Origin of the sequence: Rickettsia endosymbiont of Cantharis rufa, from assembly GCF_964026445.1 — a bacterium.
Lineage (GTDB): Bacteria > Pseudomonadota > Alphaproteobacteria > Rickettsiales > Rickettsiaceae > Rickettsia.
In genome coordinates, this window is record NZ_OZ032150.1 from 880,297 (window position 1) to 905,482 (window position 25,186).

Consider the following 25,186-nt stretch of genomic DNA (forward strand, 5'->3'; position numbering starts at 1 on the left):
TTCCTGATATAAATTATATTAATTAAGAATACCGCCATTAACTTTTTTATTTGCATATCGCTTCGCCTAAATCAATTACAGGATCATTTAAATCTCTATTAACCGGTACGCTAGAATGACAGCATTTATTATTCTCTTCATTCTCGTCACAAATAGAACCGTTTAATACTTTAAGGTCTTTAATATCATTAATATAAATCTTACCATCATAACCTACAAATATTTCTTCGTCTAAACCTTCAATATTAATCGTACTATCAAACGAAATAAAATGTTTATTACTGTCAAACATTGTCATTTCAACGCTTTTAATTATTTTAACATTAAAGTCTAATAATAATGTTGATTTAGTTTTTGGAACAACTTTCAAAGCAATTTCCTCAAACTCGGTATTAAGGGGTAGATTTTCATCGTCTAGTCTTATTTCAGAAGGAACATACGGCGTTACGTTAGGTACAAGCATTTTACCTTTATCATCAGTATAACCGGCTAATAGATTATTATTATAAACTCCGATATTTTTTAAACTATTTACTTTAATCAAGGCAAGACCTCCGGTAATCGGTCTCGTCACATAATAGCTTTTATCAATAGGCACAATTCCACCTTTAATATTTAACTGTTTCATTGTTTCGATATCATTTTTCTGCAGATAAACTCTAATATCATTATTTTTACCGTTACGATTAAGTTGTACGTTATAGTTTGTAGCTTTAGCTTTAATTATATTAGCATTATATCCCCATCCCATATTTGGGTCGCACCTCCATTTTACAGATGTGGGTATTAAATGCTATACGTTCAATAAGAGTTCCGATGACTTTATCATGAATATCCAATGACTTGGAAAAACAAATTGTTTTACGTGTCAGTCTTTTGCATCTTGTTCTAAGATTTAAGTTACCCCGTTCTATCCGTTGAGTATATTTTTTACTAACAATGTGTTTTTTGGGATCTAATAACCTAGCAGGTCGTGCCCCCGTATTGCAGCTTAGCATGAATAGTCTATAATCCTCAAACAGTAATAAGAGAGAATTATAGTTAAGGAGTTATGACAAGAATATATGTTAAGTGTAGATCAAGAATAGATGTTAAGTGTAGATATTATAACGACACAGAAAAAGTAGTAAAGGCGGGATATTCAATTTCAAAACAACAGAGATATCAATGCAAGCAGTGTAATCGATATTTTTAACTGTAATATATTAATAATGCCTCTAAGCCTGGAGTCAAGACTCAGATAGTAGATATGTCAATCAATGGCTCTGGAGTTAGGGATACAGTAAGAGTATTAAAAGTGGGTATCAATACGGTTATCCGTGTTTTAAAAAAATCTAGCGTTAAAAAAGATAAATCATTCTATCAATACGATAGAAGTAATTATTGCTCCTGAAATAGATGAACAATGGCCTTATGTACAGAATAAATCCAAACAAAGATGGCTTTGATATTCTTTGGATAAGATTTTGTTAAAAGTAGTTGCTTATACTTTTGGTACAAGATGTGATAGCACATCAGAATCATTACTGAAAAAAACCGGAGGATTTTAAGGTTACTTTTTACTTTACAGATGGATGGGGAAGTTATGCTAGGTTATTAGATCCCAAAAAACACATTGTTAGTAAAAAATATACTCAACGGATAGAACGGGGTAACTTAAATCTTAGAACAAGATGCAAAAGACTGACACGTAAAACAATTTGTTTTTCCAAGTCATTGGATATTCATGATAAAGTCATCGGAACTCTTATTGAACGTATAGCCTTTTAATATCCACATCTGTAAAATGGAGGTGCGACCACCTAGCATAACTTCCCCATCCATCTGTAAAGTAAAAAGTAACCTTAAAATCCTCCGGTTTTTTTCAGTAATGATTCTGATGTGCTATCACATCTTGTACCAAAAGTATAAGCAACTACTTTTAACAAAATCTTATCCAAAGAATACCAAAGCCATCTTTGTTTGGATTTATTCTGTACATAAGGCCATTGTTCATCTATTTCAGGAGCAATAATTACTTCTATCGTATTGATAGAATGATTTATCTTTTTTAACGCTAGATTTTTTTTAAAACACGGATAACCGTATTGATACCCACTTTTAATACTCTTACTGTATCCCTAACTCCAGAGCCATTGATTGACATATCTACTATCTGAGTTTTGACTCCAGGCTTAGAGGCATTATTAATATATTACAGTTAAAAATATCGATTACACTGCTTGCATTGATATCTCTGTTGTTTTGAAATTGAATATCCCGCCTTTACTACTTTTTCTGTGTCGTTATAATATCTACACTTAACATCTATTCTTGATCTACACTTAACATCTATTCTTGTCATAACTCCTTAACTATAATTCTCTCTTATTACTGTTTGAGGATTATAGACTATTCATGCTAAGCTGCAATACGGGGGCACGACCAACTTAAGAAACCATTTTTAGCAATATTCTTTTGATAAGTTGATGATAATATATTTGTACGTTTACCTTGCTGTATTGTGTTATTTACGACAAAAGACAAGAAATTAACACTTATATTACCAAAATCGGTATTACCACAGCTAGCTGAAATCTGATAATTCAAACCTGAAAAAGTTTTATTGGGGTAGTTATATACGTCCTGGTAATTGCTATTATTCCAATCTAGATTACTATTAATGTCAAAATATTCCGATTCATAAGTATAACCGCGATTAATTCTTTGAGAACGACCGAAATTTTTGATATTACTTGCGAACGAAGCACCAACAATTCCATAATTATCAAGTTTTAAGTTATTAGTTATCCCTACTGCTCCATTATTTTTTAAAAATTCAAAATGTCCGCCGCTTGTTAAATAATCATTCATACCAAGCATATAATCGGTATTTAGAACTAAATATTTATAATCATTGCTATATATCACAAAATCTTGTCTTTGAAATCCTGCTTCATAAGAAAAATTTGAAAGCCCTTCGCGCAGTAAACTCGGCGACGCATAATAAGGAATAGTAATCGTCTGAACTTTACCAGTTATATCTTGCGTTTTAACTATTAAATCACCTCTATCGGTAATAACCGAAATGTTTGTTACGTCAAAATCCCCCATATGAGCTTTAGCATTATATATAGGCACACTATTTGAAAATATTTCTATGCTGCTTGGAAGTTCTGATTTCCTTCTAAAATCCAGTAACGGATAAGTAACTAAATTCGGTCTAACCGCAAAATTAGTAGTATACTTAATACCGGCAAATCTAGTTGAATTAGATCAAGAAGATGCTTTAGTTATGCTATCCCCCTACCCGCCAATTAGTCATTTTATCTACATTCTCATATGTCCAATTTGTTTCTAAACGTGTAAATTTATTTTGGTTTCTTGCAGTATTTTTGACTTTAGAAAAATTTGATTTAACGGATTCGGTTTGAAATAAAAAACTATAGCTATATACACCGTTTTCAGTAAAATAATTAAGTTCCTCTACTCCGGCTAAATAATTAATATCATCATTTTGGCTAAGAGTTACATCGTAATTTAAGTATGCACCGTTAATAAGTTTAGTATCGACATTTTGCATAGGACCACCTGAAGCATCGAATGATTGTGCCATCATCTTGCTAGCCGGGAAAGTAATATTTAAATCTAAATTCTCAAAGTTTAAATCATATTTAGCACCTTCAAGCAAATCTAGATTAATATAAGCAGTATCGTGATAGTTTACTAAGCCTTGCTTAGGATAATCTTCTTGAGCATCAAAATGCTCTATATCTTCAGGAGGAATTAAACAATGATCTTGAGCGGCACTATAGTTGGGAATATATCGGCTTCGGTATAATTAACTTTTAGTGAAATAATCAATTCGTTGTCACTCGCAACTTCATTAGAGCTATTTTCAAATTCTACTTCTAGAGGTAATTGAGGCAATGATCCTAACCCTTTATCCTCATGTATGTTTGTATCCGCAGCGGTTCGAGGCAAATTGTCTCCAAGAGATTCGGAGATAACTTCATCTGCAAAGCTTAGCGGTATAAATAAAATAATACCTATAAAAACTGATATTATTTTATTTAAAAAGCACATTAGCTTATTTATTTAAAGTTAAAGGTAATTTGCTATTGATATTACCTTGATATTGTTATGGGTATACTATGTTGAACAACAAGATTTACTGTAGAGCTAATACTATTCTCTAGCTTCACTCTACGTGGCAATTCTTTTATCATGATTCTATAGTCTTTTGCTCTAGTAGAAAAATTCTGTGTATTTTTTAAAGCTAACCGTATCAATTGTGTTTTACCTGCGTGCAAAGTAAATGTTACTGGAGTTGCTACTAAATCTGTAGTTTCTTTATATTCTTTTACACTCTTTTCATATGTACGTTTTAAAAGGACTAACTGGAACTTTTTAGGCGTATAATCATTATTTTGCACTGTCATAGTTGCTATTTTATTATCTCTATTTATCTCTATATTGACAGGTACGATAGTGGCACTAGCAAAAGAATTAGAAGTAAGTAATATAAACAGAATAGGTATAAATCTTAAAAAATATTTTTTCATAATATTAATATGCCACGGTTACTGTAATTGTATCGTTATAGGTATCAGAAAGAACATTTGTTCCTTGAGGTATTTTGCCGTATACTGTGAGTATTTGAGGCAACCCCGTGCCCGTTCCTGGTACCCAGTCGCTTGCTTGGTTACCCCAATTCTGAGTTCTTGATGCATTAGAGTAAAGATTATAAGGTAAGTAGCTAGTAGTGTTAACAAGACCTGTCATTTTGCGAGTACTTGTTGTAGCACCGGATGCAGTACCGGCATTTAATGAAACGGTATAACCAGTACCTAAAGTACAAGTTATAGTGAGTGTGTTTGTTTGCAAAGAATCAGCAGTTGGAACATAAGTACCAAAAACTAAAAGAGTGGCTACAACTATACAAGACGGTAAGGCAGTTGCACTGACAAGGAAAAAGCATTAGCAGATGAGGCAAAACTGTTTCCAGCACTTATAGTTAAGATAATAAAACCGATAATATTTCGTAGAATCTTATTCATAATTTTAATAAAAAATAATGAATATTCATTATTAATCTTCTACAAAAATTAATAATTTTACAAGATTAGTTTAAGAAATCGTTATATTTAAATACGGATTTATGATATTTTTCCCACAGAATATTATTTGTAAAAGTCAAGATTTAATCCTACAGACACTATAAAAACTATATCTGAATGTCTGATAAGTTATGACTGTCAGATGAGTATTCAAGATATAAGATTTCGTTATTCTTTTCAACATCTAACTTTTTACTATCCATAAAAGTCTGCATAGGCGTTTTACCATAGCGATATTTACCGGAATGTGATCTTTCGTTATTGTAATGCTCTAACCAAATATCAAGATCTAGTTGTAGATCATCAAGATCAGTATAAATCTTTTTACGCATAGCTGTATCAAAGAATTCTTGTTTCATAGTTTTATTAAATCGTTCACACATACCATTTGTTTGAGGAGAATATGCTTTAGTAGTAGTATACTCAATACCCTCAATGCTTAAGAACAATTCAAAAGCATGATACTCTATATTGCCCTTATATTTACCACCTCTATCAGTTAGAATACGAAGTACTGGTATTTGCTGACTCTCATACCACGGCAGTACTCTATCATTAAGCATGTCAGTAGCGGTAAAAGCTGTTTTATCAGTATATAATTTAGCATCTGTAACCCTAGTATAGCTATCAATAAATACCTGAGAATATACCTTGTCTATACCTTTAAAATTACCTACATAATATGTGTCTTGGCATCCTAGATAATCTGGATGCTGTGTATCTATTTCTCCATGAGCTTCTTTCTCGCTACGCCGTTTCTCTAATACTTGTAACTGAGCTTCGGTAAGAACAATACCATCCTGAGCCATTTTTACTTCTAATGCTTTAAGTCTTTTATTGATATTATTTAAATCATTACGTAGCCAAATTGATCTAACCCCCCAGGTGATACAAGAATACCAGTCTTTTTAAGCTCATTTGATACTCGCATCTGACCATAAGCTGGGTATTCTACCGCCATATCTAATACTGCTCTCTCTACCGCAGGATCAACTCTATTTGCTATAATTGGCTTCTTCCGGCTAATCTCATATAACGCCTCTTCTCCCCCAGTTTCATATAGCTCTTTGAACCTATAATAACTGTCCCTGCTGTATCCCATAGCTTTACACGCTGACGATATACTTCCAAGACTCCTAGCTAATCCCAGTAATCCTATTTTTGGCTTTATTATTTTTTGATTTAGATTCATTTCTAATCCTCTATTTAATACTTATCTTATTTTACTAAATGTAAGATTGAATCTCAGCTATTGCAATTTATATTATAGAAAAAGAACATACTCCTATAGGATACATCCAAATTTATAATGCTTACGATTTTGAGCACTCAAGCCCATTAATCAATTTACCTTCAAAGTTAGCAGCAATTGATTTCTTTTTAGGTGAGCCTGAATATTTAAATAAAGGAGTAGAGCTACTTACTCTAGGAATTTTTTAGAGAATTTTATAGATAAGCAATATACTCATGTTTTAGTTGATCCAGACAGAAAAAATATCGCTGCTATTAAAACTTATGAGGAAGCAAGATTTAAAATAATTCAAGAGACTAACGACGTGCTAATGCTTAAATAATTAAAGCAATAATTCTAACTTTGGCAATATATCTTATAATTTGTATATTTCTTAAAGCCTAATTTTTCAGCAAGCGAAGTTGCCATCGGTGAAGTTTGAATTATTGCCTTATCTATTCCAATTTCTTTTAATATTTTAAACCTAGCCTTGTATAAATCACTTGCAATACCACGATTTCCATATTCCGGCATCGTTGAGCCATTATAAAAACCTACTATGCCGTTTGTAAGAATTATAGAGGCGGTTGCAACAATCTTATTTTCTTCGTATGCTGCGAGCGGAATAAATGTTTTATTACCTCCAATAAATTTTGATAATTTATCAAAATAAAGATTATAAACATCATCACTAGATCCAAATGACTTCATTAGTACCTGAATCCATTTTTTATACTCTTCTATTTCAGTAATAATTTTAATATTTTTATTATCTATAGTTTGTTCATGATAATCTTTAAGCTTATAAACCATTCTTGGTATATTGCCAAAATCAGTATATTTACCGTTTTGGAAGCGCTCAAACATTTCAGAAGATAGATTCTTTTCGTCAGCCCACCAAGCAAACGGTAAATTCTTAAGTTTAAATACTCCTTCCATTTTATCCATTTGAGCTGTATTTACTTTATTAGGCAATACAATCATATTCCATAAAGGATGATTAAACCATGTATGTATTAAATAATAATTTACCTTATCTATTTGCATTTCTTGCAATCAAAAATATCCAAATGCTCCTATCAAACTTTGATTTATTAACTCAGCATTATTACTCATAAATTTATCTAAGTGTATTAATTATATACTAAAAGTTACAATAAGAATTAGAAAATAGTAAAGAAATATATTTTGCAAAGCTAGAAATATTGTTATAGATTATCCATAAAGCAGAATTAGTAAGAAAATGCCAAAAAGCCAAAATTTAGACATAGAAAGAAAGCAAGACCATATTGAAATTAATCTTACAAAAAACGTTGAATCTACACTAAAAAGCGGTTTTGAATCTATTCAATTTATTCATAACGCATTACCGGAAATTAACTACGATAGCATAGATGCTACTACTACTTTTCTTGGAAAATCTTTACAAGCACCTATTCTAATTTCTAGTATGACCGGAGGCACGACTAGAGCTAGAGATATTAACCATCGACTTGCACAAGCCGCCCAAAAAGCCGGTATTGCTATGGGGCTTGGCTCTATGCGGGTTTTGTTAACGGAATCGGATACAATCGAGACATTTGCAGTAAGGCATATTGCTCCCGATATCCCATTACTCGCCAATATCGGAGCAGTGCAGCTTAATTACGGAGTAACACCGAAAGAATGTCAGTATTTAGTTGATGCTATTAAAGCCGATGCCTTAATCTTCCATCTGAATGTATTACAGGAACTAACTCAGCCGGAAGGTAATAGAAACTGGGAAAATCTACTACCTAAGATAAGAGAAGTGGTTAATTACCTCTCTGTTCCGGTAATCGTTAAAGAAGTAGGATACGGTTTATCTAAAAAAGTTGCTGAGAGTCTTATAATGGCAGGGGTTAAGGTTCTTGATATTGCAGGGAGCGGTGGAACATCGTGGAGTGAAGTAGAAGCTTATCGTGCTACAAATTCATTACAAAATCGTATAGCTAGTAGCTTTATTAACTGGGGCATTCCGACTTTAGATTCTCTAAAAATGGTGAGGGAAGTTTCACAAGATATTCCAATTATTGCTAGTGGCGGGTTAAAATCAGGAATTGATGGTGCAAAAGCAATTCGTATGGGAGCTAGTATTTTTGGACTTGCCGGTCAATTTTTAAAAACGGCTGATGCATCAGAAAGCTTGCTTTCCGAAGAGATACAATTAATAATCGAGCAGCTTAAAATTACCATGCTATGCACCGGCTCACGTACTTTAAAGGGTTTAACAAAAGCAGAGATAAGATTATAGTGTTTATTCATAATATATCGGTATCAAACTCAAATATAACTCTTTCAGCTTTATAGCCATTCTTTTGAACAAGCTTAGTTTCTTGGAGGTAATTACCTTTTGTAAACTTGTTTATGGTATTACGCCAAAATAGTAATGCGGGTTTATTTTCATGAATAACTGAAACTTCCCGTAATCCTCTATGCATTTGCCAAATTTGCTGTGCTACTTGATACCCTACACCTTTACCTTGAAATCTAGCTATGATAAAAAATTCCCCCATATTTCAATCGATTTTATTATGAGTTCCAACCTTATTAAGCAATGCAAAACCTGCTATTTCTTCATTTACTTTAACCAAATATGCTTTTCGATCTACTTCTGTAAAATATTTTTTAAAATCATTAGCTTCATACAAACCATCTTGTGGCAATGTCCAACCATATTCATCTGAGGTAAAACCGCAATAACGCGATATATCATATGTAAAACCGTGCCATGTTTTGAATAACAGGATAATCGACGAGTGTAGCGGGGATTAACGTAATATTATTTTCAATCATCTTTTTATAAAACCGTTACTTGTCACATACATCATTCCATCAACTGTATGATCACCTAAATAATATTCAATAGGTGGATATCCAATACCCCAATCACTAGCATCAAGCGTAATAGGAACAAGAATTTTTTTGGAAGAGATTTTAGAAAAATCTTCGGCTTCTAAAGGTGAAAAAGGGGAATTGAACTCCTGAATACTATAGTTATCTCCTTGAACTACTCCGCAATTGTGACATGTGGACATAAAATATCGTGCATTTACTGTAGCAGAGTAATTTATAGCATAATTATTAGTATATTTTAATATTTCTGAATGAGTAGACGAAGAAATACCTTGTATATAGGAAATAATTGAAGCATAATCTGTAATAGCTGAGATTCAATCTTACATTTAGTAAAATAAGATAAGTATTAAATAGAGGATTAGAAATGAATCTAAATCAAAAAATAATAAAGCCAAAAATAGGATTACTGGGATTAGCTAGGAGTCTTGGAAGTATATCGTCAGCGTGTAAAGCTATGGGATACAGCAGGGACAGTTATTATAGGTTCAAAGAGCTATATGAAACTGGGGGAGAAGAGGCGTTATATGAGATTAGCCGGAAGAAGCCAATTATAGCAAATAGAGTTGATCCTGCGGTAGAGAGAGCAGTATTAGATATGGCGGTAGAATACCCAGCTTATGGTCAGATGCGAGTATCAAATGAGCTTAAAAAGACTGGTATTCTTGTATCACCTGGGGGGTTAGATCAATTTGGCTACGTAATGATTTAAATAATATCAATAAAAGACTTAAAGCATTAGAAGTAAAAATGGCTCAGGATGGTATTGTTCTTACCGAAGCTCAGTTACAAGTATTAGAGAAACGGCGTAGCGAGAAAGAAGCTCATGGAGAAATAGATACACAGCATCCAGATTATCTAGGATGCCAAGACACATATTATGTAGGTAATTTTAAAGGTATAGACAAGGTATATTCTCAGGTATTTATTGATAGCTATACTAGGGTTACAGATGCTAAATTATATACTGATAAAACAGCTTTTACCGCTACTGACATGCTTAATGATAGAGTACTGCCGTGGTATGAGAGTCAGCAAATACCAGTACTTCGTATTCTAACTGATAGAGGTGGTAAATATAAGGGCAATATAGAGTATCATGCTTTTGAATTGTTCTTAAGCATTGAGGGTATTGAGTATACTACTACTAAAGCATATTCTCCTCAAACAAATGGTATGTGTGAACGATTTAATAAAACTATGAAACAAGAATTCTTTGATACAGCTATGCGTAAAAAGATTTATACTGATCTTGATGATCTACAACTAGATCTTGATATTTGGTTAGAGCATTACAATAACGAAAGATCACATTCCGGTAAATATCGCTATGGTAAAACGCCTATGCAGACTTTTATGGATAGTAAAAAGTTAGATGTTGAAAAGAATAACGAAATCGGTCGCACCTCCATTTTACAGATGTGGATATTAAAAGGCTATACGTTCAATAAGAGTTCCGATGACTTTATCATGAATATCCAATGACTTGGAAAAACAAATTGTTTTACGTGTCAGTCTTTTGCATCTTGTTCTAAGATTTAAGTTACCCCGTTCTATCCGTTGAGTATATTTTTTACTAACAATGTGTTTTTTGGGATCTAATAACCTAGCATAACTTCCCCATCCATCTGTAAAGTAAAAAGTAACCTTAAAATCCTCCAGTTTTTTTCAGTAATGATTCTGATGTGCTATCACATCTTGTACCAAAAGTATAAGCAACTACTTTTAACAAAATCTTATCCAAAGAATACCAAAGCCATCTTTGTTTGGATTTATTCTGTACATAAGGCCATTGTTCATCTATTTCAGGAGCAATAATTACTTCTATCGTATTGATAGAATGATTTATCTTTTTTAACGCTAGATTTTTTTAAAACACGGATAACCGTATTGATACCCACTTTTAATACTCTTACTGTATCCCTAACTCCAGAGCCATTGATTGACATATCTACTATCTGAGCCTTGACTCCAGGCTTAGAGGCATTATTAATATATTACAGTTGAAAATATCGATTACACTGCTTGCATTGATATCTCTGTTGTTTTGAAATTGAATATCCCGCCTTTACTACTTTTTCTGTGTCGTTATAATATCTACACTTAACATCTATTCTTGATCTACACTTAACATATATTCTTGTCATAACTCCTTAACTATAATTCTCTCTTATTACTGTTTGAGGATTATAGACTATTCATGCTAAGCTGCAATACGGGGGGGCGACCAAGAGTAAGTTAATTGTGAAGTGAGTAGACCACCGACTATGGCAAGCCCTAGCGACCTTCGCTCTGCTCCTGTTGCTCCGACTCCAAGAGCAATGGGCATAGCTCCCATTAATGCAGCTAAGGTAGTCATTATAATAGGTCTGAATCTTATTATATATGCTTCATAGATTGCTTCATGCGAAGATTTATTGCCGGTTCTCTCAAGTTCTAAAGCAAGGTCAATAATCATGATAGCGTTTTCTTAACTATACCAATTAGCATAATCAGCCCAACAAATCCGTACATATCAAGTTCGCTATTAAATATTAGCAAGGTAAGTAATGCTCCAAATATAGCCGTAGGTAGCCCCGAAAGGATTGTTATAGGATGTACAAAACTCTCATATAACATGCCAAGAATTATATAAATAACTATAACGGCAAGTCCGAGCAATAAGCCAAGATCGGAAAAAGACGACTGAAGTGCTTGAGCTGCGCCTTGGAAGCTGCCTGTTATGGTTGCAGGCATTTGTAGCTCTCTTAAAGCCTCATTAACTTTTGGAACGGCGTCACTAATTGAATATCCATCTTGTATGTTAAATGATACCGTAACCGAAGGTAATTGTCCGAAATGTGAAATACTAAGAGGACCAACAGTATTAACAATTTGGCCGCGCCCCCCGTATTGCAGCTTAGCATGAATAGTCTATAATCCTCAAACAGTAATAAGAGAGAATTATAGTTAAGGAGTTATGACAAGAATAGATGTTAAGTGTAGATCAAGAATAGATGTTAAGTGTAGATATTATAACGACACAGAAAAAGTAGTAAAGGCGGGATATTCAATTTCAAAACAACAGAGATATCAATGCAAGCAGTGTAATCGATATTTTTAACTGTAATATATTAATAATGCCTCTAAGCCTGGAGTCAAGGCTCAGATAGTAGATATGTCAATCAATGGCTCTGGAGTTAGGGATACAGTAAGAGTATTAAAAGTGGGTATCAATACGGTTATCCGTGTTTTAAAAAAATCTAGCGTTAAAAAAGATAAATCATTCTATCAATACGATAGAAGTAATTATTGCTCCTGAAATAGATGAACAATGGTCTTATGTACAGAATAAATCCAAACAAAGATGGCTTTGATATTCTTTGGATAAGATTTTGTTAAAAGTAGTTGCTTATACTTTTGGTACGAGATGTGATAGCACATCAGAATCATTACTGAAAAAAAACCGGAGGATTTTAAGGTTACTTTTTACTTTACAGATGGATGGGGAAGTTATGCTAGGTTATTAGATCCCAAAAAACACATTGTTAGTAAAAAATATACTCAACGGATAGAACGGGGTAACTTAAATCTTAGAACAAGATGCAAAAGACTGACACGTAAAACAATTTGTTTTTCCAAGTCATTGGATATTCATGATAAAGTCATCGGAACTCTTATTGAACGTATAGCCTTTTAATATCCACATCTGTAAAATGGAGGTGCGACCCCTTTGGGAAATTTACGCACTTATTTGGACCATACGCGTCAAGTTAAGGGGTGCTTATAAGTTTAAGAGAAGATAAAGTAGATTTTTTTGTTTTCCTATATTTATCTTTTAAACAAAAATTTACCCAAGCTATTCGTAAATTTTTAAAGAAGTTTTTCAACTTATTTATCGATTTTTTAAACGTCAAAGTTAGTTCTGGTACTCGCCTTTTAAATTCTAGAAAAGCCTTAGTCATGCTAACTTCCTGATTTATTTTTGATATAAGGCAGTTAGATATAGCATGAAAAATTATAATGCCACATAGCTTAGCATAAAGCTCACATAATGCCCTAGATGAATCACTTTTTCCTTTAAGAGATTCTATTTAAAATGACTTTTATATAACCTAAATAATAACTCAATTTGCCATCTTGCTCTATATATCGTTGCTATATGCTTGATACTGACTTGACTCTCAGGAATATTAGTAATAAATATTGACCAATCAAGTAAATTTTGATTTCTTTGAGAAGACTTATAGCCACGTGCTTTTGCAAGTGTATTCGCCTTCCTTTTCCTGATATCAGATTGTTCTTTTGTAAGCTTATGGCAGACGATCCTAACCGGTAGTAATGATTCCTTGCTAAGTAAAATATCACCTTGTCAAAAAGTTACTTTCTCTAATAACTCAAGTAAATCTAATTTATTTCTAGCTCTATCATATATATTAGTATCAGTCTTGTAACGACTAATAAAATAAGCGCCTTTAGCACTTAAGGAACTAAAAGACTTAGGAACAAAATACCCTAAATCTGCTATCAATAAATCATTAGGATTAATATCCTGTAAATAATCTTTATAACCTTGATCTGATCGTGCCCCCGCAAGAATATCTATGTTACTTATTGTTTGTGTTGAATAATTATATAATGTGCAGCTTGATCGAAGCTTTTACTCTACGCTCATGATCCTTAAATCCTGACCCATGCCCCTTATATAATCTTTCCATATTGTCGGGCAATTTTATATTGCTGCTATCAAGTAACTTAACGTTATTAAATTTCTGTAATATCCCGCAATCAAGCTTAAAACTATTTGCAAATAAACCGATATTTTCTCATACATACTCCTCATAAAATCCACTGCAGAGTTACTAAATCTGAAATCTAGGCCTTGCTTACTTATTATTACTGATTCTTCATGTAATAATTGACACATTCTTTCTATGTTACAATCAGCATCACTCAAATTACCCAATACTAATGCTTGTGCAAACGAACAGCCGGTTAATCCTCTTCTCCCCTTGATAAAACCGCTGCTAATTGCAACTCTGATAGCTGTTTCTGTTAAAAACTCTTTGACTCTATTCGGTAGTTTTGTTATATTTTTCATTGTATAAGTCCCTTAGCGTTACAGTACTAATACCTATACTCTTTACCTCCTTTTTTAAGTAGCGCTTTTTTCTAAATTTCTTGCAAATTGCTTACTGCCTTTCCTTAACTTGACGCGTGTGCTTATTTGGACAGAGCCAACTTATCAGACATTCAGATATAATTTTTATAGTGTCTGTAGGATTAAATCTCGACTTCTATAGATAATGCACCTGATAACTTCATATCAGAATCACTATTACACTGTTCTACTTGATTGCTTGATACTTCTCTTTCATCCTCTAAGTCAGAATCGATTCCAGAATCAACATCACTATTAGAGTGTTCTTGTTTTACACACTTTTTGTTATATATTAGGGTTATTATTTGTTGAATTAATGAGCCTGATAAACTATGACTATCAACAATTTTTTCTAAATCTTCATCTGAAGTATTATTAATTAATTCTGCTAATTTTTCAGGTGTGATCTTAATTTGATCTAGTTCATTATCAGGTGTATTTATAATTTCTTCTAATAATTGTTGATTTTCTAGCTGCTCTACAACCTCTTCACCGTGAATTAAAATCATTATTTGTTTAAACTTTTCTTCAGGTAGTGAAGACGATATCTCTGACAATATCTTTGATAAGTTTTGATCTGGGATACTATCAAATATTCTTTCTAAATTTTTATCAGAAGCGTTATTAATCATTGTTGCTAATTTATCATTTGAAATACCATCAATGATTCTTTCTAAATTTTCATCTGAAATATCATTAATTAATTCATCTAATTTTATAGGCTTAATTTTATCTAATTCATTATCAGGCGCATTTAAAATTTCTTCTAATAATTGTTGATTTTCTAGCTGCTCTACAACCTCTTCACCGTGAATTAAAATCATTATTTGTTTGACTTTTTCAGCAGGTAATAAATGCAATATCATTGGTAAATTTTGATCAGAAATACTATCAACTATTCTTTCTAAGTTTTTATTTGAGGCGTTATTAGCTATCACTGCTAATTTATCATTTGGAATACTACTAACGATTCTTTCTAAGTTTTTATTTGGAATAATATCAAGCTTTTCTGCAAGTTTTTCTCCTTCTGTTAAAATAATTATATTTTCAAGCTGTTTATCGGAGATATTTTCGTCTGATAATTTTTTTAGCTTCTGTGTGATAAGTGTATCAGGTGAAATTGCTATTACTTTTTCAAGATGCCAAGGCATAATGTAATTAATTAATTCTTGTGCTTTTTCACTTGTAGCATTATTAATTAATTCTACTAATTTTTCATATGTCATCTTTTCAAACACTTCATCTAATTCATTTTCAGGCATATTTAAAATTTCTTCTACTATCTCATTATCAGAAAGAGTTTCAAGTTGATCTAAGAGATTAAATGTTTCTTCAGCGTTATTATTTAAATAAGAAAAAACTTTATTACTCACAGAATTAAAAGTTTCAGCAATTTTAGAAGAAAGAGTACTGGATGTATTTTTTATAATATTAAAGCTCTTTACTCCAAAATCATAAATTACTGTTAACGGGGAGCTAAATGTACTGAAAAAAACTTTACTTTCAGGTGTATTAGCTATGCTTACAGTTGTATTAGTTATATTATCAGCCTCTTTCATAATATCTGTATATTTGATTTTAGAAACGACTGTATCTTGTTCATATCTCAAAATTTTTGCTTCTATATCTGAAATAAATTCATCGTTAGCAGGATAGGAGGCTGGTTTTGGAGAGGTATTATGTATGATTAAATTTCTTAACTTGTTAAAAGGCCATACTGCCGCCATAATGCTTCCTCATTTTTTTATTATAGTAGTCAGTGTTGCACTATAATAGAAATTATGAGGAAGTCAAGATAAAAGCTAATAGTTATTAACTTTTCTATTATATTTTACTTAAAATTGATTAATTTATCAAAGAGAGATGTTCTACTAAATGTCATTTCCGTTTTTGCGGTAAGGTCTTGTTGCGTGGGCCAGTAAAACCCACTGTGTCACCCCGTGGCTTGACCACGAGGTCTATAAAAACAATAAAAAATACTAATAATTTTAGTATTTTTAACTGGATCCCGTGGTCAAGCCACGGGGGATGACAGAGGTGAAAGTCATCCACGCAACAATGTCTTGTGGAAATGACATATAATAAAAATTGTACTATAATTGTCTCTGTTCTTGAATTAGCTCGAAGACTTCAACTGCGTCACCTTCTCTAATATCTTCGTAATTTTCAAATGCTATACCGCACTCATACCCTTCTCTAACTTCTTTAACTTCATCTTTAAAGCGTTTTAAAGTTTTGAGTTTTCCTTCATGGATAACTACATTATCACGTAATAAACGTACACCTGCTCCTTTCTTAATAATACCTTTAGTTACGTAGCTACCGGCGATTTTGCCGATTTTGGTAATATTAAATACCTGTCTAATTGTTACACTTCCGATATATTGCTCTCTGATAATTGGATCAAGCATACCGCTCATAATAGCTTTTATATCATCAATTAAATTATATATTATACTATAATATCGAATATCAACTTTTTCTTTTTCTGCTGCAGTTAAGGCATTTATCCCCGCTCTAACATTAAAGCCGATAATAATAGCCGAAGAAGCATGCGCAAGTGATACATCGGATTCCGTTATCGGACCTACACCACTATGAAGTATACGCAGTTTTATCTCATCACTCGGTAATTTTAATAAGCTACCTGAAATGGCTTCAACCGACCCCTGAACATCACCTTTGATAATTAAAGGTAGTTCCTTAATTTTACTATTACCGGAAGCTTTTAAAAATAAATCTTCTAAACTTGAACGCGGAGCAATAGATATTTTCTTTTCTTTAACAAGACGCATTCTGTATTCAGCTATATCTTTTGCTTGTTTGTCGTTTTGTACTACGTTAAATTTATCACCGGCAAAAGGTACTTCGTTTAGGCCTTGAATTTCTACAGGAACGGATGGAGTTGCTTCCGTTATTTCCAACCCCTTATCATTAGTCATCTTTTTAACTTTACCATAAGAGCTACCTGCTATTATAATATCACCATTTTTTAAAGTACCGCGTTGAACTAAGATAGTGGTTAGTGCTCCTCTTCCCTTTTCAATTTTCGATTCAATTACAACACCTGCAGCCGCACCGAAAGGACTCGCTTTTAAATCCAGCATCTCTGCAATTAATAAAATTGCTTCTTCAAGTTTATTTAGGTTAATTTTCTTTAGTGCCGAGATAGGAATAACCATAACGTCACCACCTACCTCTTCACCTATAATTTCATGAATATATAACTCGTTTTTTACACGCTCAATATCAATATCAGGCTTATCAATCTTATTAATGGCTACAATTATAGGGACACCTGCTGCTTTTGCATGATTAATTGCCTCAACCGTTTGTGTTTTGATTCCATCATCTGCCGCAACCACTATAATAACTATATCTGTTACTTTAGCACCTCTTGAACGCATTTCCGAAAAAGCTTCATGCCCAGGAGTATCAATAAAGGTAATTGCTCTACCGTCTGCAAGAGTTACTCTATAAGCACCGATATGCTGAGTGATTCCGCCTAGTTCACCTGCAGCAACATCTGTAGATTTAAGAGCGTCAAGTAATGAGGTTTTACCGTGATCTACATGACCCATTACCGTCACAACCGGTGCACGTGTTCTTAAATCTTCAGCCTTATCATCGCTAATTAAAACATTTTCAACATCTGATTCTTGGACTCTTTTTACTGTATGCCCTAAATTTGTTGCAACTAGTTCCGCCGTATCAGCATCTATTGTTTGGCTGGCATTTGCAAGGATGCCGAGTTTCATTAATTCTTTAATTACATCAACCACTCTTTCAGACATAGCATTTGCAAGATCTCCGACCCCGATAACTTCCGGTATCGTTACTTCTCTATATACTTTCTCAGGTGCTTGTGATACTAATTTACGTTTTTCTTTTTCTCTTGCTCTTCTTATAGAAGCAAGGCTTCTGGTTCTACCGCTACCGCTTTCGTCATCACCAAGCATATTAAAAAGATCAGCTTTTTTAAATTTTTTCGACTCTTCTAGCTTAATCTTTGGTGGGACTACTTTACTCTCTGCTGTTTTATCTAATTCTTTCTCTGATTCTATACCGTAACGTGTTCGCATTCCTACTAAAGGTGACTTTATAAAAGTTTCTTCTTTCTTTTTAGGTGTTTGTGATGACATATCTTCTTGAACGGTTTTAGCACTAACTTCTACATCGCCTTTATTTTCTTCGGTATTTTGCTGTTTTTGTTCAACTTCTTTATCAGTTTCTAGCAGTTCTATTTTTGAGCTGGAAGACTGGTTAATACTTGCAAGTTTACTTAAAGTGCTTATTTGTGAAGGGTCGTTTAATTTAGATTGTTCAGCAGCTTTTTTAAGAATAGATAAACGTCTGTTAAATTCTTCCTTATTAGCATTAATAACGGTTTGATCTAAGCTATTTCTTTCTTTATTTAATGAAAGGGCAGTAGTACTACCGGTAGAGCTTTTTCTAACTTCTACTAGCGTTTTAGATTTAGCATTAACAAAGCTTTGGGCTCCTGTAAGAGAGTCAAAAGACTTATTGAGCGATAATTTTGAATTGCCAAGTGTCAACTTTTTGGGTTTGATTTCCTGGTTATCCGTCATATTTAAAACCTTTGTGTTTCTGTTTTTCCGTTTATTACTTTTATGTCATTCACGCAGAAGCGGGAATCCAGTAATCTTTAACGTCATACCGCGACTTGTGAGCTAGATCTTAGGACTCAGACTGTGATACAAGATCCCGTGGTCAAGCCACGAGATGACATAAAAAATCTAGATTCCTGCTTTCGCAAGAATAATATCATCCTGAACCCCATCCTTTAACTATCTTTCAATTCACCATGCTGTCTAGCAGTTTTAATCAGCAATTTAATATTTTCGTCCGTTATATTAGAATTTGGAGCTAAATTTTTAAATTCATTTACGCTCATCTCTCCTAAATCTTCTATAGTCTTTATACCATATTCGGCAAATTTTAATATTAATTCAAGCGATAATTCTAGTATATCTATTAATTCCTGCTCAACTCCTAGCTCCTCTAGCTTTTTGATAATCTTCTCATTTTTAAGGTCAACGTAATTAGTAGCGCGATTTTTAATCTCTACGGCCAGCTCTTCCTCAAAACCTTCAATTCTTGTTAAAGTACTAACTTCACTAGTTGCAATTTGTTCTACCGAATTAAATCCCGTTACCGATAAAAGCTGACCTATAACTTCTTCAACATCTAAGGCTTCCATAAATAATTCCGTAGAAGTTAAGAACTCTTCATTTCTTCTTTTTGATTCTTGCTCTTCGGTCATTATATCGATATTCCAACCGGTAAGCTTAGAAGCTAAACGGACATTCTGCCCTCTTCTACCTATTGCAATACTTTGATTTTCTTGCGAAACTACTACTTCCACCTTATGCCTATCCTCATCAATCAAAATTTTTGTGATTTCCCCAGGTGCGAGCGGTACAAGGGCATTAACTATAAATTGTGCAAGATCATTACTCCATAATACTATATCCATTTTCTCTCCGTTTAACTCATTTGTTACGGCTTTTACTCTATTACCTCTAATACCTACACATGAGCCTACAGGATCTATACTACTATCCGAAGCAAATACCGCTATTTTTGCTTTTGAGCCGGGATCACGTGCTACTGATTTTACTTGAATAATATCTTCAAGAATTTCAGGTACTTCTAGCTTAAACAGCTTAACCAGCATTTGGTTATCTACTCTAGACAAGAAAATCTGCGGCCCTTTTGTTTCTTGTCTTACATCCTGTACATATGCTTTTATACGATCATTAGGCTTAAAATTCTCGCCTTTAATTAATTGATCTTTTTTTATTATTGCTTCAGCACGACTCAAGTCAACTATTATATCACCGTATTCTATTCTCTTAACTATCCCGTTTATAATCTCGCCTTTTCTATCTTTAAAGTCATAATATTGTTTTTCACGTTCAGCCTCTATAACACGTTGAGTTATAACTTGTTTTGCAGCTTGAGCCGATACTCTAGCATGATCAATCGGTGGTAAATATTCATATATCTCATCATCGATTTTAGCTTCCGGATTCTTTATTAAAGCTTCTTCAAGTGAGATTTGCGTTAAGTAATCTTCTACATTTTCTACTATTTTTAAGATCCTTAAAAGATTTATCTCACCGGTTTTTCTATTTATCTGGGCTTTAATATTATATTCATTACCGTATTTTTTTCGTCCTGCTACTTGTACCGCTTGTTCAACCGTTGAAATCAAAATTTCTTTTGATATTCCTTTCTCACGAGCTACAGAATCTATAATTTGTAAAATTTCTACGTTACCTATATTAGACATACATTATCTCTTACCGCTTTTTAGGCCCTATAAAGATTTCTAGAAAGATTTAATTTTAGTTATTTTTTGCTGCAAATTACAAGATTTTTTTGAAATATGAATAACTATTTCTTCAAAAATCTTATTAATTTTCGCTAAAAAATACCTTAAAATAAAAAATCAATTAGAAACCTTCATAGAACCTAGTAATTTTTTAAATACTTCTTCCGTTAAAACTAGATTAGCGTTTTTAATTAAATCATAATCTATTAGTACTTCTTGTTCTTCACATTTCAAATATATTTTATTATTTTCGGCTTTAATTATTTTACCCTGATAACGAGTTTTGCCATTCGATAATTCTTTAAGTTTGATTTTAACTTCTCTTTCTAAAAATCTTTTATAATTTTCAAACTTTACTAACGGACGTTCAAGACCGCTTGATGCTACTTCTAAAGAATATGCGTCTTCTATTAAATCTTCAACATCCAAAATAGCGGAGATAGTCCTACTTGCTTTAGTACAATCTTCCACAGATATTTTTTCATCGTTTAAACTATCAATCAATATCTCGACTACTTTAGGATTAACACCTTTAAACTTAACAAGAACTAACTCAAACCCCATATCCGTCAAGGATTCTTCTATTACGTTTGTTATTTGTTGTTCAATAGTTTGCATATTTGGCGTTTATAACAAAAAAGGTGGGATATCCCACCTTTTTTTAAATTTTATAATGCTTATCCGTAACGAAAATACACTAATTAGAATATATAAGCAATATTTAACTTTATATTTTTATAATATAACTAAATACCAAAAATTTTAAGGAAACGTGCTTCTATCTTTACTGTTTAAAAAGATATTTATAATGAACTTCTTGTTAACTAAATAGTAAGATATATGTTTTTAAAATTTAAAAAAGCTTTTTCTTATTGTAATGTGATTTGTTTTATCATAGGAATTTTTTGTCTTGTATTATTGTCAGAAGGATTATATGACAAGTATATTTTGTGGCAAGATCAAAAAACCTTCTTGTTTGACCGAGTAGCTATTAATTTAAGTATCTTACTTTTATTTTTAGTAGCTCCTACCTATTTTGTAATAAAAGATCAGCTTTTTAAAAAAAACACTTTTTATGACATTTTATCTTGCTTATTATTTTGGTCTCTTTGCAATGTTTCATACTTTTGGTGAAATTTATTTTCTAGATAAATACTAACTGATTATATTGATCTCTGCCCCACTATTAAAAACTCTTTATTCCCTTTAGCTCCTAGTATTGGACTTTCTATAATACCTAATATTTTAAAATTATATTCTTTCTCAAGCCAATCTTTTATTTTATCGCATACTTTTTGATGTAAGAGAGGATTTTTAATAATACCGCCTTTTTCAACTTCATGCTTTTCGACTTCAAACTGCGGCTTTATTAAGGCAACAATCATACAATCTTCTTTAGCTGAATTTAGTGGGGTTGGTAATATAGTAGTTAAACTAATAAAGCTGGCATCACAAACAATTAAATCAGGCTTTGTTGTTATTTGTTTATCGGTTAAATATCGTGCGTTAGTCTTCTCGAGCACTTTAATTTGTGGATTATCACGTAATTTAGGGTGAAGTTCACCATAACCGACATCTACTGCAAAGATTAATTTTGCTTTACGCTCAAGTAACACTTCAGTAAAACCACCGGCGCTACTACCGACATCAATACAAACCAAATTTTCAAGATTAATTTTAAAATAATCCAAAGCAGCAATTAACTTTAATGCCCCTCTTGAAACATAATTATGTTTCGGTAATTTTACTTTTATATCCGTGCTATTTATATTAACTTGTGTACCTGGTTTAGTTAACTGCTCATGCTTATTATGTACTTTACCCTGAATAATTAAGCTTCGCGCTATGGTAATATCTGTTACAAAACCTTTTTGTAGCAAATACTTATCAAGCCTTATTTTAGTCATTTTAATATTTGAGTAATTTGTCCTAATGGGGTTAAATTAGTATTTAAAAAACTACCGTCATGTATTCCATTATAAACTAAATAATTTTCAATATTAGGATCAAATTTAGAAAAATAAGTTAGATTCTTAATAAAATCTTTCTGCAAAGTGGAGTTAAATTTAATCTCTATCGCTTTGATCTTACCGCCCCACTCACCGACACAATCTATTTCATGCCCTGTTTTATCTCGCCAAAAATAAAAATTCGCCGGTAATCCTAAATTTAACCTACCTTTTAAAAGCTCTAATATAACTAAATTTTCATATAATGATCCTTTGAGGTAATGAGTTTCTAATTGTTTATATTACTCAATTCCTAATAAATTACAAGCAAGACCGGTGTCATAAAAATATAATTTAGACATTTTTATAAGCCTTTTATTAAAATTTTTATAAAATGGATGAAGAAGGAAAATAATATAGCTAGCTTCTAATATATTAAGCCACTGCCTAGCCGTAGTATGTGAAATACCGCAATCTTGTGCTAAAGAGGAAAAATTTATAAGCTGCCCTACTCTGCCGGCACATAATTTTATAAAATTATGAAATTGATTCAGGTTGCCTATATTTTGTAATTGCCTTACATCTTGTTCAATATAAGTCTGAACATAGTTTGGATAAAAATCGAGCGAGGATATATTTAAATTATGCAAAGAAGGGTGTCCTCCTTTAAATATAGAAGTGAGGGGATTTTCTTGCTTCTGAATTTCAGCAAGGGTAAGAGGCAATAAAGTAACCATACCAACACGACCTGCGAGAGACTGCGTTATATTATGATTAAGTGCAAAATTTTGGGAACCGGTAATTATATAACGTTCTTTTTGGGGTGAGTCATCTACCACACCTTGTAAATAAGATAATAGCTCAGGCACATGCTGCACTTCATCAAATATAGCCCCATCATAATATTTAGATAAAAATACACGTATATCATCTTTTGCTTGCCCCCTAGTATCTAAATCTTCTAACGGTATATAAGGTAAGTTAGGAAATAGCATTTTAGCTGGAGTAGTCTTCCCCGACTGTCTTGGTCCTGTAATACCGATTACCGGAAAAAAACTTAGAATACCGCTCTACTACTTCTTTTATGGAACGCTGGAACATATCTATAATCATCTAATCGAATTTTATAATTTCAATTTAGCATATAATTATTTGGTTTTCAAGGATTACCGCTTAAACTCTGACTAATATATGTCTTTTTTTACCGGCAGAAAGTTTTATAACATTTTTATCGAGTAAAAAAGTAGTATTAATTATCATATTCTCATCTGCGACTAACTCATCATTTATTTTAGCACCCTTCCCTCTTATAAGTTTACGTGCTTCCGATTTAGAGCTAGTAAGCCCCGCTTCATGAAATAGCTCATATGCACTAATGCCCGCCTGTAATATTTCCGGTTCTAAAACAACCGTATGCAGGTTTTCATCGATTTCCCCTTGCTCAAATATCTTTACCGCAGTTTCTAGAGCTGATTTTGCTGCTTGTTCTGAATGACAAAGCTTAGTTAGCTCGTAAGCAAGCTGTTTTTTAGCTGCATTAATATCTTCAGCCACTAAGCTCTCAAATTTATTAAGCTCTTCCTCCGTTAACTCACTATATAATTTAGCAAATCTAATTACGTCGGCATCTTCACAATTACGCCAATATTGGTAATAATCATATGGACTTAGCAATTCTTCATTAAGCCATACCGCTCCTGCCGCAGTTTTACCCATCTTAGCACCTGAGCTAGTCGTAAGTAGCGGCGTCGTCATACCGAATACTTCTTTGCTGCTTATTTTACGAATTAAATCCGCTCCCATTACGATATTGCCCCATTGATCACTACCGCCAAGCTGCATGCTGCAATTATAATGTTTGCTTAAATAGTAAAAATCATAGGCTTGCAATAACATATAGTTAAATTCTAAGAAGCTTAAATGCTGCTCACGCTCAAGCCTTAGCTTTACCGAATCCATAGTAAGCATACGATTAACTGAGAAATAGCTACCAAAAGCCCGTAAGAAATCTAAATAATTAAGGGAGTCTAGCCACTCTGAATTATCTAGCATAATAGCATCACTTTTACCGTCACCGAATTTAATAAATTTTGACAATGATTTTTTTATACCCTCGGCATTTTTAGCTATATCTTCTTTGTTTAAAATTTTGCGAGCTTCGTCTTTCCAAGTAGGATCACCGATTTTACTCGTACCTCCGCCGATAATCACAATAGGCTTATGCCCATGCTGCTGTAATAGTCGCAGGATCATTATCTGCATTAAACTACCGATGTGAAGTGATGTAGCAGTACAATCAAACCCAATATAAGCAGCTATCTTAGTTTCTTTCGTTATATTAGTTAACCGATCTAAATCGGTACATTGATGGAAATATCCTTTGTTTATAAATTCTTCTATAAAAATCATATATTGTTCTAAATTTAAGTTTATTACTATAACGTATGTCATCCCTAGCTAAAAGCGGCATTGCTCACATGGATCGAAAAATCTCCTCTATGTCATCCCTGCGAAAGCAGGGATCCAGTACTTTAA

At 32.7% G+C, this 25,186-nt stretch carries 27 protein-coding genes and 8 pseudogenes; 8 read left to right on the plus strand and 27 right to left on the minus strand.

Annotation, left to right across the window (positions count from 1 at the left end; translation table 11 throughout):
• Nucleotides 1-46: 46 nt before the first annotated feature.
• The gene (locus tag AAGD46_RS04990; RefSeq protein ID WP_341786781.1) at nt 47-751 is read right to left on the minus strand and encodes a fimbria/pilus outer membrane usher protein; all 705 of its coding nucleotides are present in this window, start codon (nt 749-751) and stop codon (nt 47-49) included.
• Nucleotides 735-998 carry an IS1 family transposase gene (locus tag AAGD46_RS04995; protein ID WP_341786782.1) on the minus strand — a complete coding sequence of 88 codons (264 nt, stop codon included), beginning with the start codon at nt 996-998 and terminating at the stop codon, nt 735-737. The genes AAGD46_RS04990 and AAGD46_RS04995 overlap by 17 nt, the downstream gene beginning before the upstream one ends.
• Before the next feature lie 251 nt (nt 999-1,249).
• Here AAGD46_RS04995 and AAGD46_RS09170 point away from each other — a divergent pair, with 251 nt between their 5' ends.
• From AAGD46_RS09170 to AAGD46_RS09180, 3 genes and pseudogenes are all read left to right on the plus strand, one after another.
• Nucleotides 1,250-1,393, plus strand: a complete 144-nt coding sequence (locus AAGD46_RS09170; protein ID WP_341786690.1) for an IS1-like element transposase — start codon at nt 1,250-1,252, stop codon at nt 1,391-1,393.
• Between the two features lies 1 nt (nt 1,394).
• On the plus strand, nt 1,395-1,448 hold the full coding sequence (locus tag AAGD46_RS09175; protein ID WP_410525954.1) for a hypothetical protein: 54 nt from the start codon (nt 1,395-1,397) through the stop codon (nt 1,446-1,448).
• Nucleotides 1,449-1,605: 157 nt separating this feature from the next.
• Nucleotides 1,606-1,701 (plus strand): annotated as a pseudogene (locus AAGD46_RS09180) (IS1 family transposase); the annotation flags it as partial.
• Between the two features lie 143 nt (nt 1,702-1,844).
• On the opposite strand, the gene AAGD46_RS09185 reads toward AAGD46_RS09180, so the two are convergent.
• The 9 genes and pseudogenes from AAGD46_RS09185 to AAGD46_RS05040 form a co-directional block, all read right to left on the minus strand.
• Nucleotides 1,845-2,045 (minus strand): IS1 family transposase, encoded by a 201-nt coding sequence (locus AAGD46_RS09185; RefSeq protein ID WP_410525969.1) that lies wholly within the window; start codon nt 2,043-2,045, stop codon nt 1,845-1,847.
• 11 nt (nt 2,046-2,056) lie between these two features.
• Nucleotides 2,057-2,146, minus strand: a complete 90-nt coding sequence (locus AAGD46_RS05005) for an IS1-like element transposase (protein WP_341786649.1) — start codon at nt 2,144-2,146, stop codon at nt 2,057-2,059.
• Nucleotides 2,147-2,400: 254 nt separating this feature from the next.
• Nucleotides 2,401-3,120, minus strand: coding sequence for a fimbria/pilus outer membrane usher protein (locus AAGD46_RS05010; RefSeq protein ID WP_341786783.1), 720 nt, complete (start codon nt 3,118-3,120; stop codon nt 2,401-2,403).
• Between the two features lie 157 nt (nt 3,121-3,277).
• Nucleotides 3,278-3,670 carry a hypothetical protein gene (locus AAGD46_RS05015; protein ID WP_341786785.1) on the minus strand — a complete coding sequence of 131 codons (393 nt, stop codon included), beginning with the start codon at nt 3,668-3,670 and terminating at the stop codon, nt 3,278-3,280.
• Between the two features lie 95 nt (nt 3,671-3,765).
• Entirely contained in the window at nt 3,766-4,065 is a 300-nt protein-coding gene (locus AAGD46_RS05020) for a hypothetical protein (protein ID WP_341786786.1), read from the minus strand.
• A 41-nt stretch (nt 4,066-4,106) separates the two neighbouring features.
• Nucleotides 4,107-4,421, minus strand: a complete 315-nt coding sequence (locus AAGD46_RS05025; protein ID WP_341787903.1) for a fimbria/pilus periplasmic chaperone — start codon at nt 4,419-4,421, stop codon at nt 4,107-4,109.
• Between the two features lie 127 nt (nt 4,422-4,548).
• A complete protein-coding gene (locus tag AAGD46_RS05030) occupies nt 4,549-4,920 on the minus strand; it encodes a spore coat U domain-containing protein (RefSeq protein WP_341787904.1) in 372 nt (123 codons plus the stop codon).
• Nucleotides 4,921-5,206: 286 nt separating this feature from the next.
• A pseudogene (locus AAGD46_RS05035) lies at nt 5,207-6,291 on the minus strand (IS481 family transposase).
• A 396-nt stretch (nt 6,292-6,687) separates the two neighbouring features.
• Entirely contained in the window at nt 6,688-7,377 is a 690-nt protein-coding gene (locus AAGD46_RS05040) for a GNAT family N-acetyltransferase (protein ID WP_341786787.1), read from the minus strand.
• Between the two features lie 196 nt (nt 7,378-7,573).
• Here AAGD46_RS05040 and fni point away from each other — a divergent pair, with 196 nt between their 5' ends.
• Nucleotides 7,574-8,602, plus strand: coding sequence for a type 2 isopentenyl-diphosphate Delta-isomerase (gene fni / locus AAGD46_RS05045; protein WP_341786788.1), 1,029 nt, complete (start codon nt 7,574-7,576; stop codon nt 8,600-8,602).
• 7 nt (nt 8,603-8,609) lie between these two features.
• Here fni and AAGD46_RS05050 read toward each other — a convergent pair whose 3' ends face one another.
• From AAGD46_RS05050 to AAGD46_RS05060, 3 genes and pseudogenes are all read right to left on the minus strand, one after another.
• Nucleotides 8,610-8,864, minus strand: a complete 255-nt coding sequence (locus AAGD46_RS05050; protein ID WP_341786789.1) for an acetyltransferase — start codon at nt 8,862-8,864, stop codon at nt 8,610-8,612.
• Between the two features lie 78 nt (nt 8,865-8,942).
• Nucleotides 8,943-9,144 (minus strand): annotated as a pseudogene (locus AAGD46_RS05055) (GNAT family N-acetyltransferase); the annotation flags it as partial.
• Nucleotides 9,141-9,386 (minus strand): hypothetical protein, encoded by a 246-nt coding sequence (locus AAGD46_RS05060; RefSeq protein WP_341786790.1) that lies wholly within the window; start codon nt 9,384-9,386, stop codon nt 9,141-9,143. The pseudogene AAGD46_RS05055 and the gene AAGD46_RS05060, both read right to left, overlap by 4 nt.
• Nucleotides 9,387-9,571: 185 nt before the next feature.
• Here AAGD46_RS05060 and AAGD46_RS05065 point away from each other — a divergent pair.
• Nucleotides 9,572-10,689: pseudogene (locus AAGD46_RS05065) on the plus strand (IS481 family transposase).
• Here AAGD46_RS05065 and AAGD46_RS09190 read toward each other — a convergent pair.
• The 4 genes and pseudogenes from AAGD46_RS09190 to AAGD46_RS05075 form a co-directional block, all read right to left on the minus strand.
• Nucleotides 10,633-10,866 (minus strand): IS1 family transposase, encoded by a 234-nt coding sequence (locus tag AAGD46_RS09190; protein ID WP_410525955.1) that lies wholly within the window; start codon nt 10,864-10,866, stop codon nt 10,633-10,635. The pseudogene AAGD46_RS05065 and the gene AAGD46_RS09190 sit on opposite strands and share 57 nt — an antisense overlap.
• The gene (locus AAGD46_RS09195; RefSeq protein ID WP_410525969.1) at nt 10,853-11,053 is read right to left on the minus strand and encodes an IS1 family transposase; all 201 of its coding nucleotides are present in this window, start codon (nt 11,051-11,053) and stop codon (nt 10,853-10,855) included. Before AAGD46_RS09195 ends, AAGD46_RS09190 begins: the two co-directional genes overlap by 14 nt.
• Nucleotides 11,010-11,153, minus strand: a complete 144-nt coding sequence (locus AAGD46_RS09200; RefSeq protein ID WP_341786690.1) for an IS1-like element transposase — start codon at nt 11,151-11,153, stop codon at nt 11,010-11,012. The genes AAGD46_RS09195 and AAGD46_RS09200 overlap by 44 nt, the downstream gene beginning before the upstream one ends.
• Nucleotides 11,154-11,407: 254 nt before the next feature.
• Nucleotides 11,408-12,081 (minus strand): annotated as a pseudogene (locus AAGD46_RS05075) (efflux RND transporter permease subunit); the annotation flags it as partial.
• Between the two features lie 280 nt (nt 12,082-12,361).
• Here AAGD46_RS05075 and AAGD46_RS09205 point away from each other — a divergent pair.
• The 3 genes from AAGD46_RS09205 to AAGD46_RS09215 all read left to right on the plus strand — a co-directional run bounded on the left by AAGD46_RS09205 (nt 12,362) and on the right by AAGD46_RS09215 (nt 12,883).
• Entirely contained in the window at nt 12,362-12,505 is a 144-nt protein-coding gene (locus AAGD46_RS09205) for an IS1-like element transposase (RefSeq protein ID WP_341786690.1), read from the plus strand.
• A gap of 1 nt (nt 12,506) precedes the next feature.
• Complete coding sequence (locus AAGD46_RS09210; RefSeq protein WP_410525952.1) at nt 12,507-12,560, plus strand: hypothetical protein; 54 nt, start codon at nt 12,507-12,509, stop codon at nt 12,558-12,560.
• A gap of 74 nt (nt 12,561-12,634) precedes the next feature.
• Complete coding sequence (locus AAGD46_RS09215) at nt 12,635-12,883, plus strand: IS1 family transposase (RefSeq protein ID WP_410525977.1); 249 nt, start codon at nt 12,635-12,637, stop codon at nt 12,881-12,883.
• Nucleotides 12,884-12,956: 73 nt separating this feature from the next.
• Here the strand turns inward: AAGD46_RS09215 and AAGD46_RS05085 are convergent.
• The 9 genes and pseudogenes from AAGD46_RS05085 to tyrS form a co-directional block, all read right to left on the minus strand.
• Nucleotides 12,957-14,284: pseudogene (locus AAGD46_RS05085) on the minus strand (IS4 family transposase).
• An 848-nt stretch (nt 14,285-15,132) separates the two neighbouring features.
• Nucleotides 15,133-16,071 (minus strand): annotated as a pseudogene (locus AAGD46_RS05090) (hypothetical protein); the annotation flags it as partial.
• A gap of 366 nt (nt 16,072-16,437) precedes the next feature.
• Nucleotides 16,438-18,933 carry a translation initiation factor IF-2 gene (gene infB, locus AAGD46_RS05095; protein ID WP_341786791.1) on the minus strand — a complete coding sequence of 832 codons (2,496 nt, stop codon included), beginning with the start codon at nt 18,931-18,933 and terminating at the stop codon, nt 16,438-16,440.
• A gap of 215 nt (nt 18,934-19,148) precedes the next feature.
• Complete coding sequence (nusA, locus tag AAGD46_RS05100) at nt 19,149-20,660, minus strand: transcription termination factor NusA (RefSeq protein ID WP_341786792.1); 1,512 nt, start codon at nt 20,658-20,660, stop codon at nt 19,149-19,151.
• 159 nt (nt 20,661-20,819) lie between these two features.
• Nucleotides 20,820-21,320 carry a ribosome maturation factor RimP gene (gene rimP, locus AAGD46_RS05105; protein WP_341786793.1) on the minus strand — a complete coding sequence of 167 codons (501 nt, stop codon included), beginning with the start codon at nt 21,318-21,320 and terminating at the stop codon, nt 20,820-20,822.
• 545 nt (nt 21,321-21,865) lie between these two features.
• Nucleotides 21,866-22,609, minus strand: coding sequence for a TlyA family RNA methyltransferase (locus AAGD46_RS05110; RefSeq protein WP_341786794.1), 744 nt, complete (start codon nt 22,607-22,609; stop codon nt 21,866-21,868).
• The gene (locus tag AAGD46_RS05115; RefSeq protein WP_341787967.1) at nt 22,606-22,755 is read right to left on the minus strand and encodes a hypothetical protein; all 150 of its coding nucleotides are present in this window, start codon (nt 22,753-22,755) and stop codon (nt 22,606-22,608) included. Before AAGD46_RS05115 ends, AAGD46_RS05110 begins: the two co-directional genes overlap by 4 nt.
• 69 nt (nt 22,756-22,824) lie before the next feature.
• Nucleotides 22,825-23,646: pseudogene (locus AAGD46_RS05120) on the minus strand (ATP-binding protein); the annotation flags it as partial.
• A gap of 178 nt (nt 23,647-23,824) precedes the next feature.
• Nucleotides 23,825-25,060: a tyrosine--tRNA ligase gene (gene tyrS, locus AAGD46_RS05125; RefSeq protein WP_341787905.1), complete on the minus strand. Its 1,236-nt coding sequence runs from the start codon at nt 25,058-25,060 to the stop codon at nt 23,825-23,827.
• Nucleotides 25,061-25,186: the final 126 nt, after the last annotated feature.

What these genes read in the sequence shown, in the direction of transcription:
- AAGD46_RS04990 (WP_341786781.1), bottom strand. Translation starts at nt 751, where the DNA reads ATGGGATGGGGATATAATGCTAATATAATTAAAGCTAAAGCTACAAAC.
- AAGD46_RS04995 (WP_341786782.1), bottom strand. Translation starts at nt 998, where the DNA reads ATGCTAAGCTGCAATACGGGGGCACGACCTGCTAGGTTATTAGATCCC.
- AAGD46_RS09170 (WP_341786690.1), top strand. Translation starts at nt 1,250, where the DNA reads ATGTCAATCAATGGCTCTGGAGTTAGGGATACAGTAAGAGTATTAAAA.
- AAGD46_RS05005 (WP_341786649.1), bottom strand. Translation starts at nt 2,146, where the DNA reads ATGTCAATCAATGGCTCTGGAGTTAGGGATACAGTAAGAGTATTAAAA.
- AAGD46_RS05020 (WP_341786786.1), bottom strand. Translation starts at nt 4,065, where the DNA reads ATGTGCTTTTTAAATAAAATAATATCAGTTTTTATAGGTATTATTTTA.
- AAGD46_RS05025 (WP_341787903.1), bottom strand. Translation starts at nt 4,421, where the DNA reads ATGACAGTGCAAAATAATGATTATACGCCTAAAAAGTTCCAGTTAGTC.
- AAGD46_RS05040 (WP_341786787.1), bottom strand. Translation starts at nt 7,377, where the DNA reads ATGCAAATAGATAAGGTAAATTATTATTTAATACATACATGGTTTAAT.
- fni (WP_341786788.1), top strand. Translation starts at nt 7,574, where the DNA reads ATGCCAAAAAGCCAAAATTTAGACATAGAAAGAAAGCAAGACCATATT.
- AAGD46_RS05050 (WP_341786789.1), bottom strand. Translation starts at nt 8,864, where the DNA reads ATGGGGGAATTTTTTATCATAGCTAGATTTCAAGGTAAAGGTGTAGGG.
- AAGD46_RS05060 (WP_341786790.1), bottom strand. Translation starts at nt 9,386, where the DNA reads ATGTCCACATGTCACAATTGCGGAGTAGTTCAAGGAGATAACTATAGT.
- AAGD46_RS09200 (WP_341786690.1), bottom strand. Translation starts at nt 11,153, where the DNA reads ATGTCAATCAATGGCTCTGGAGTTAGGGATACAGTAAGAGTATTAAAA.
- AAGD46_RS09205 (WP_341786690.1), top strand. Translation starts at nt 12,362, where the DNA reads ATGTCAATCAATGGCTCTGGAGTTAGGGATACAGTAAGAGTATTAAAA.
- infB (WP_341786791.1), bottom strand. Translation starts at nt 18,933, where the DNA reads ATGACGGATAACCAGGAAATCAAACCCAAAAAGTTGACACTTGGCAAT.
- nusA (WP_341786792.1), bottom strand. Translation starts at nt 20,660, where the DNA reads ATGTCTAATATAGGTAACGTAGAAATTTTACAAATTATAGATTCTGTA.
- rimP (WP_341786793.1), bottom strand. Translation starts at nt 21,320, where the DNA reads ATGCAAACTATTGAACAACAAATAACAAACGTAATAGAAGAATCCTTG.
- AAGD46_RS05110 (WP_341786794.1), bottom strand. Translation starts at nt 22,609, where the DNA reads ATGACTAAAATAAGGCTTGATAAGTATTTGCTACAAAAAGGTTTTGTA.
- tyrS (WP_341787905.1), bottom strand. Translation starts at nt 25,060, where the DNA reads ATGATTTTTATAGAAGAATTTATAAACAAAGGATATTTCCATCAATGT.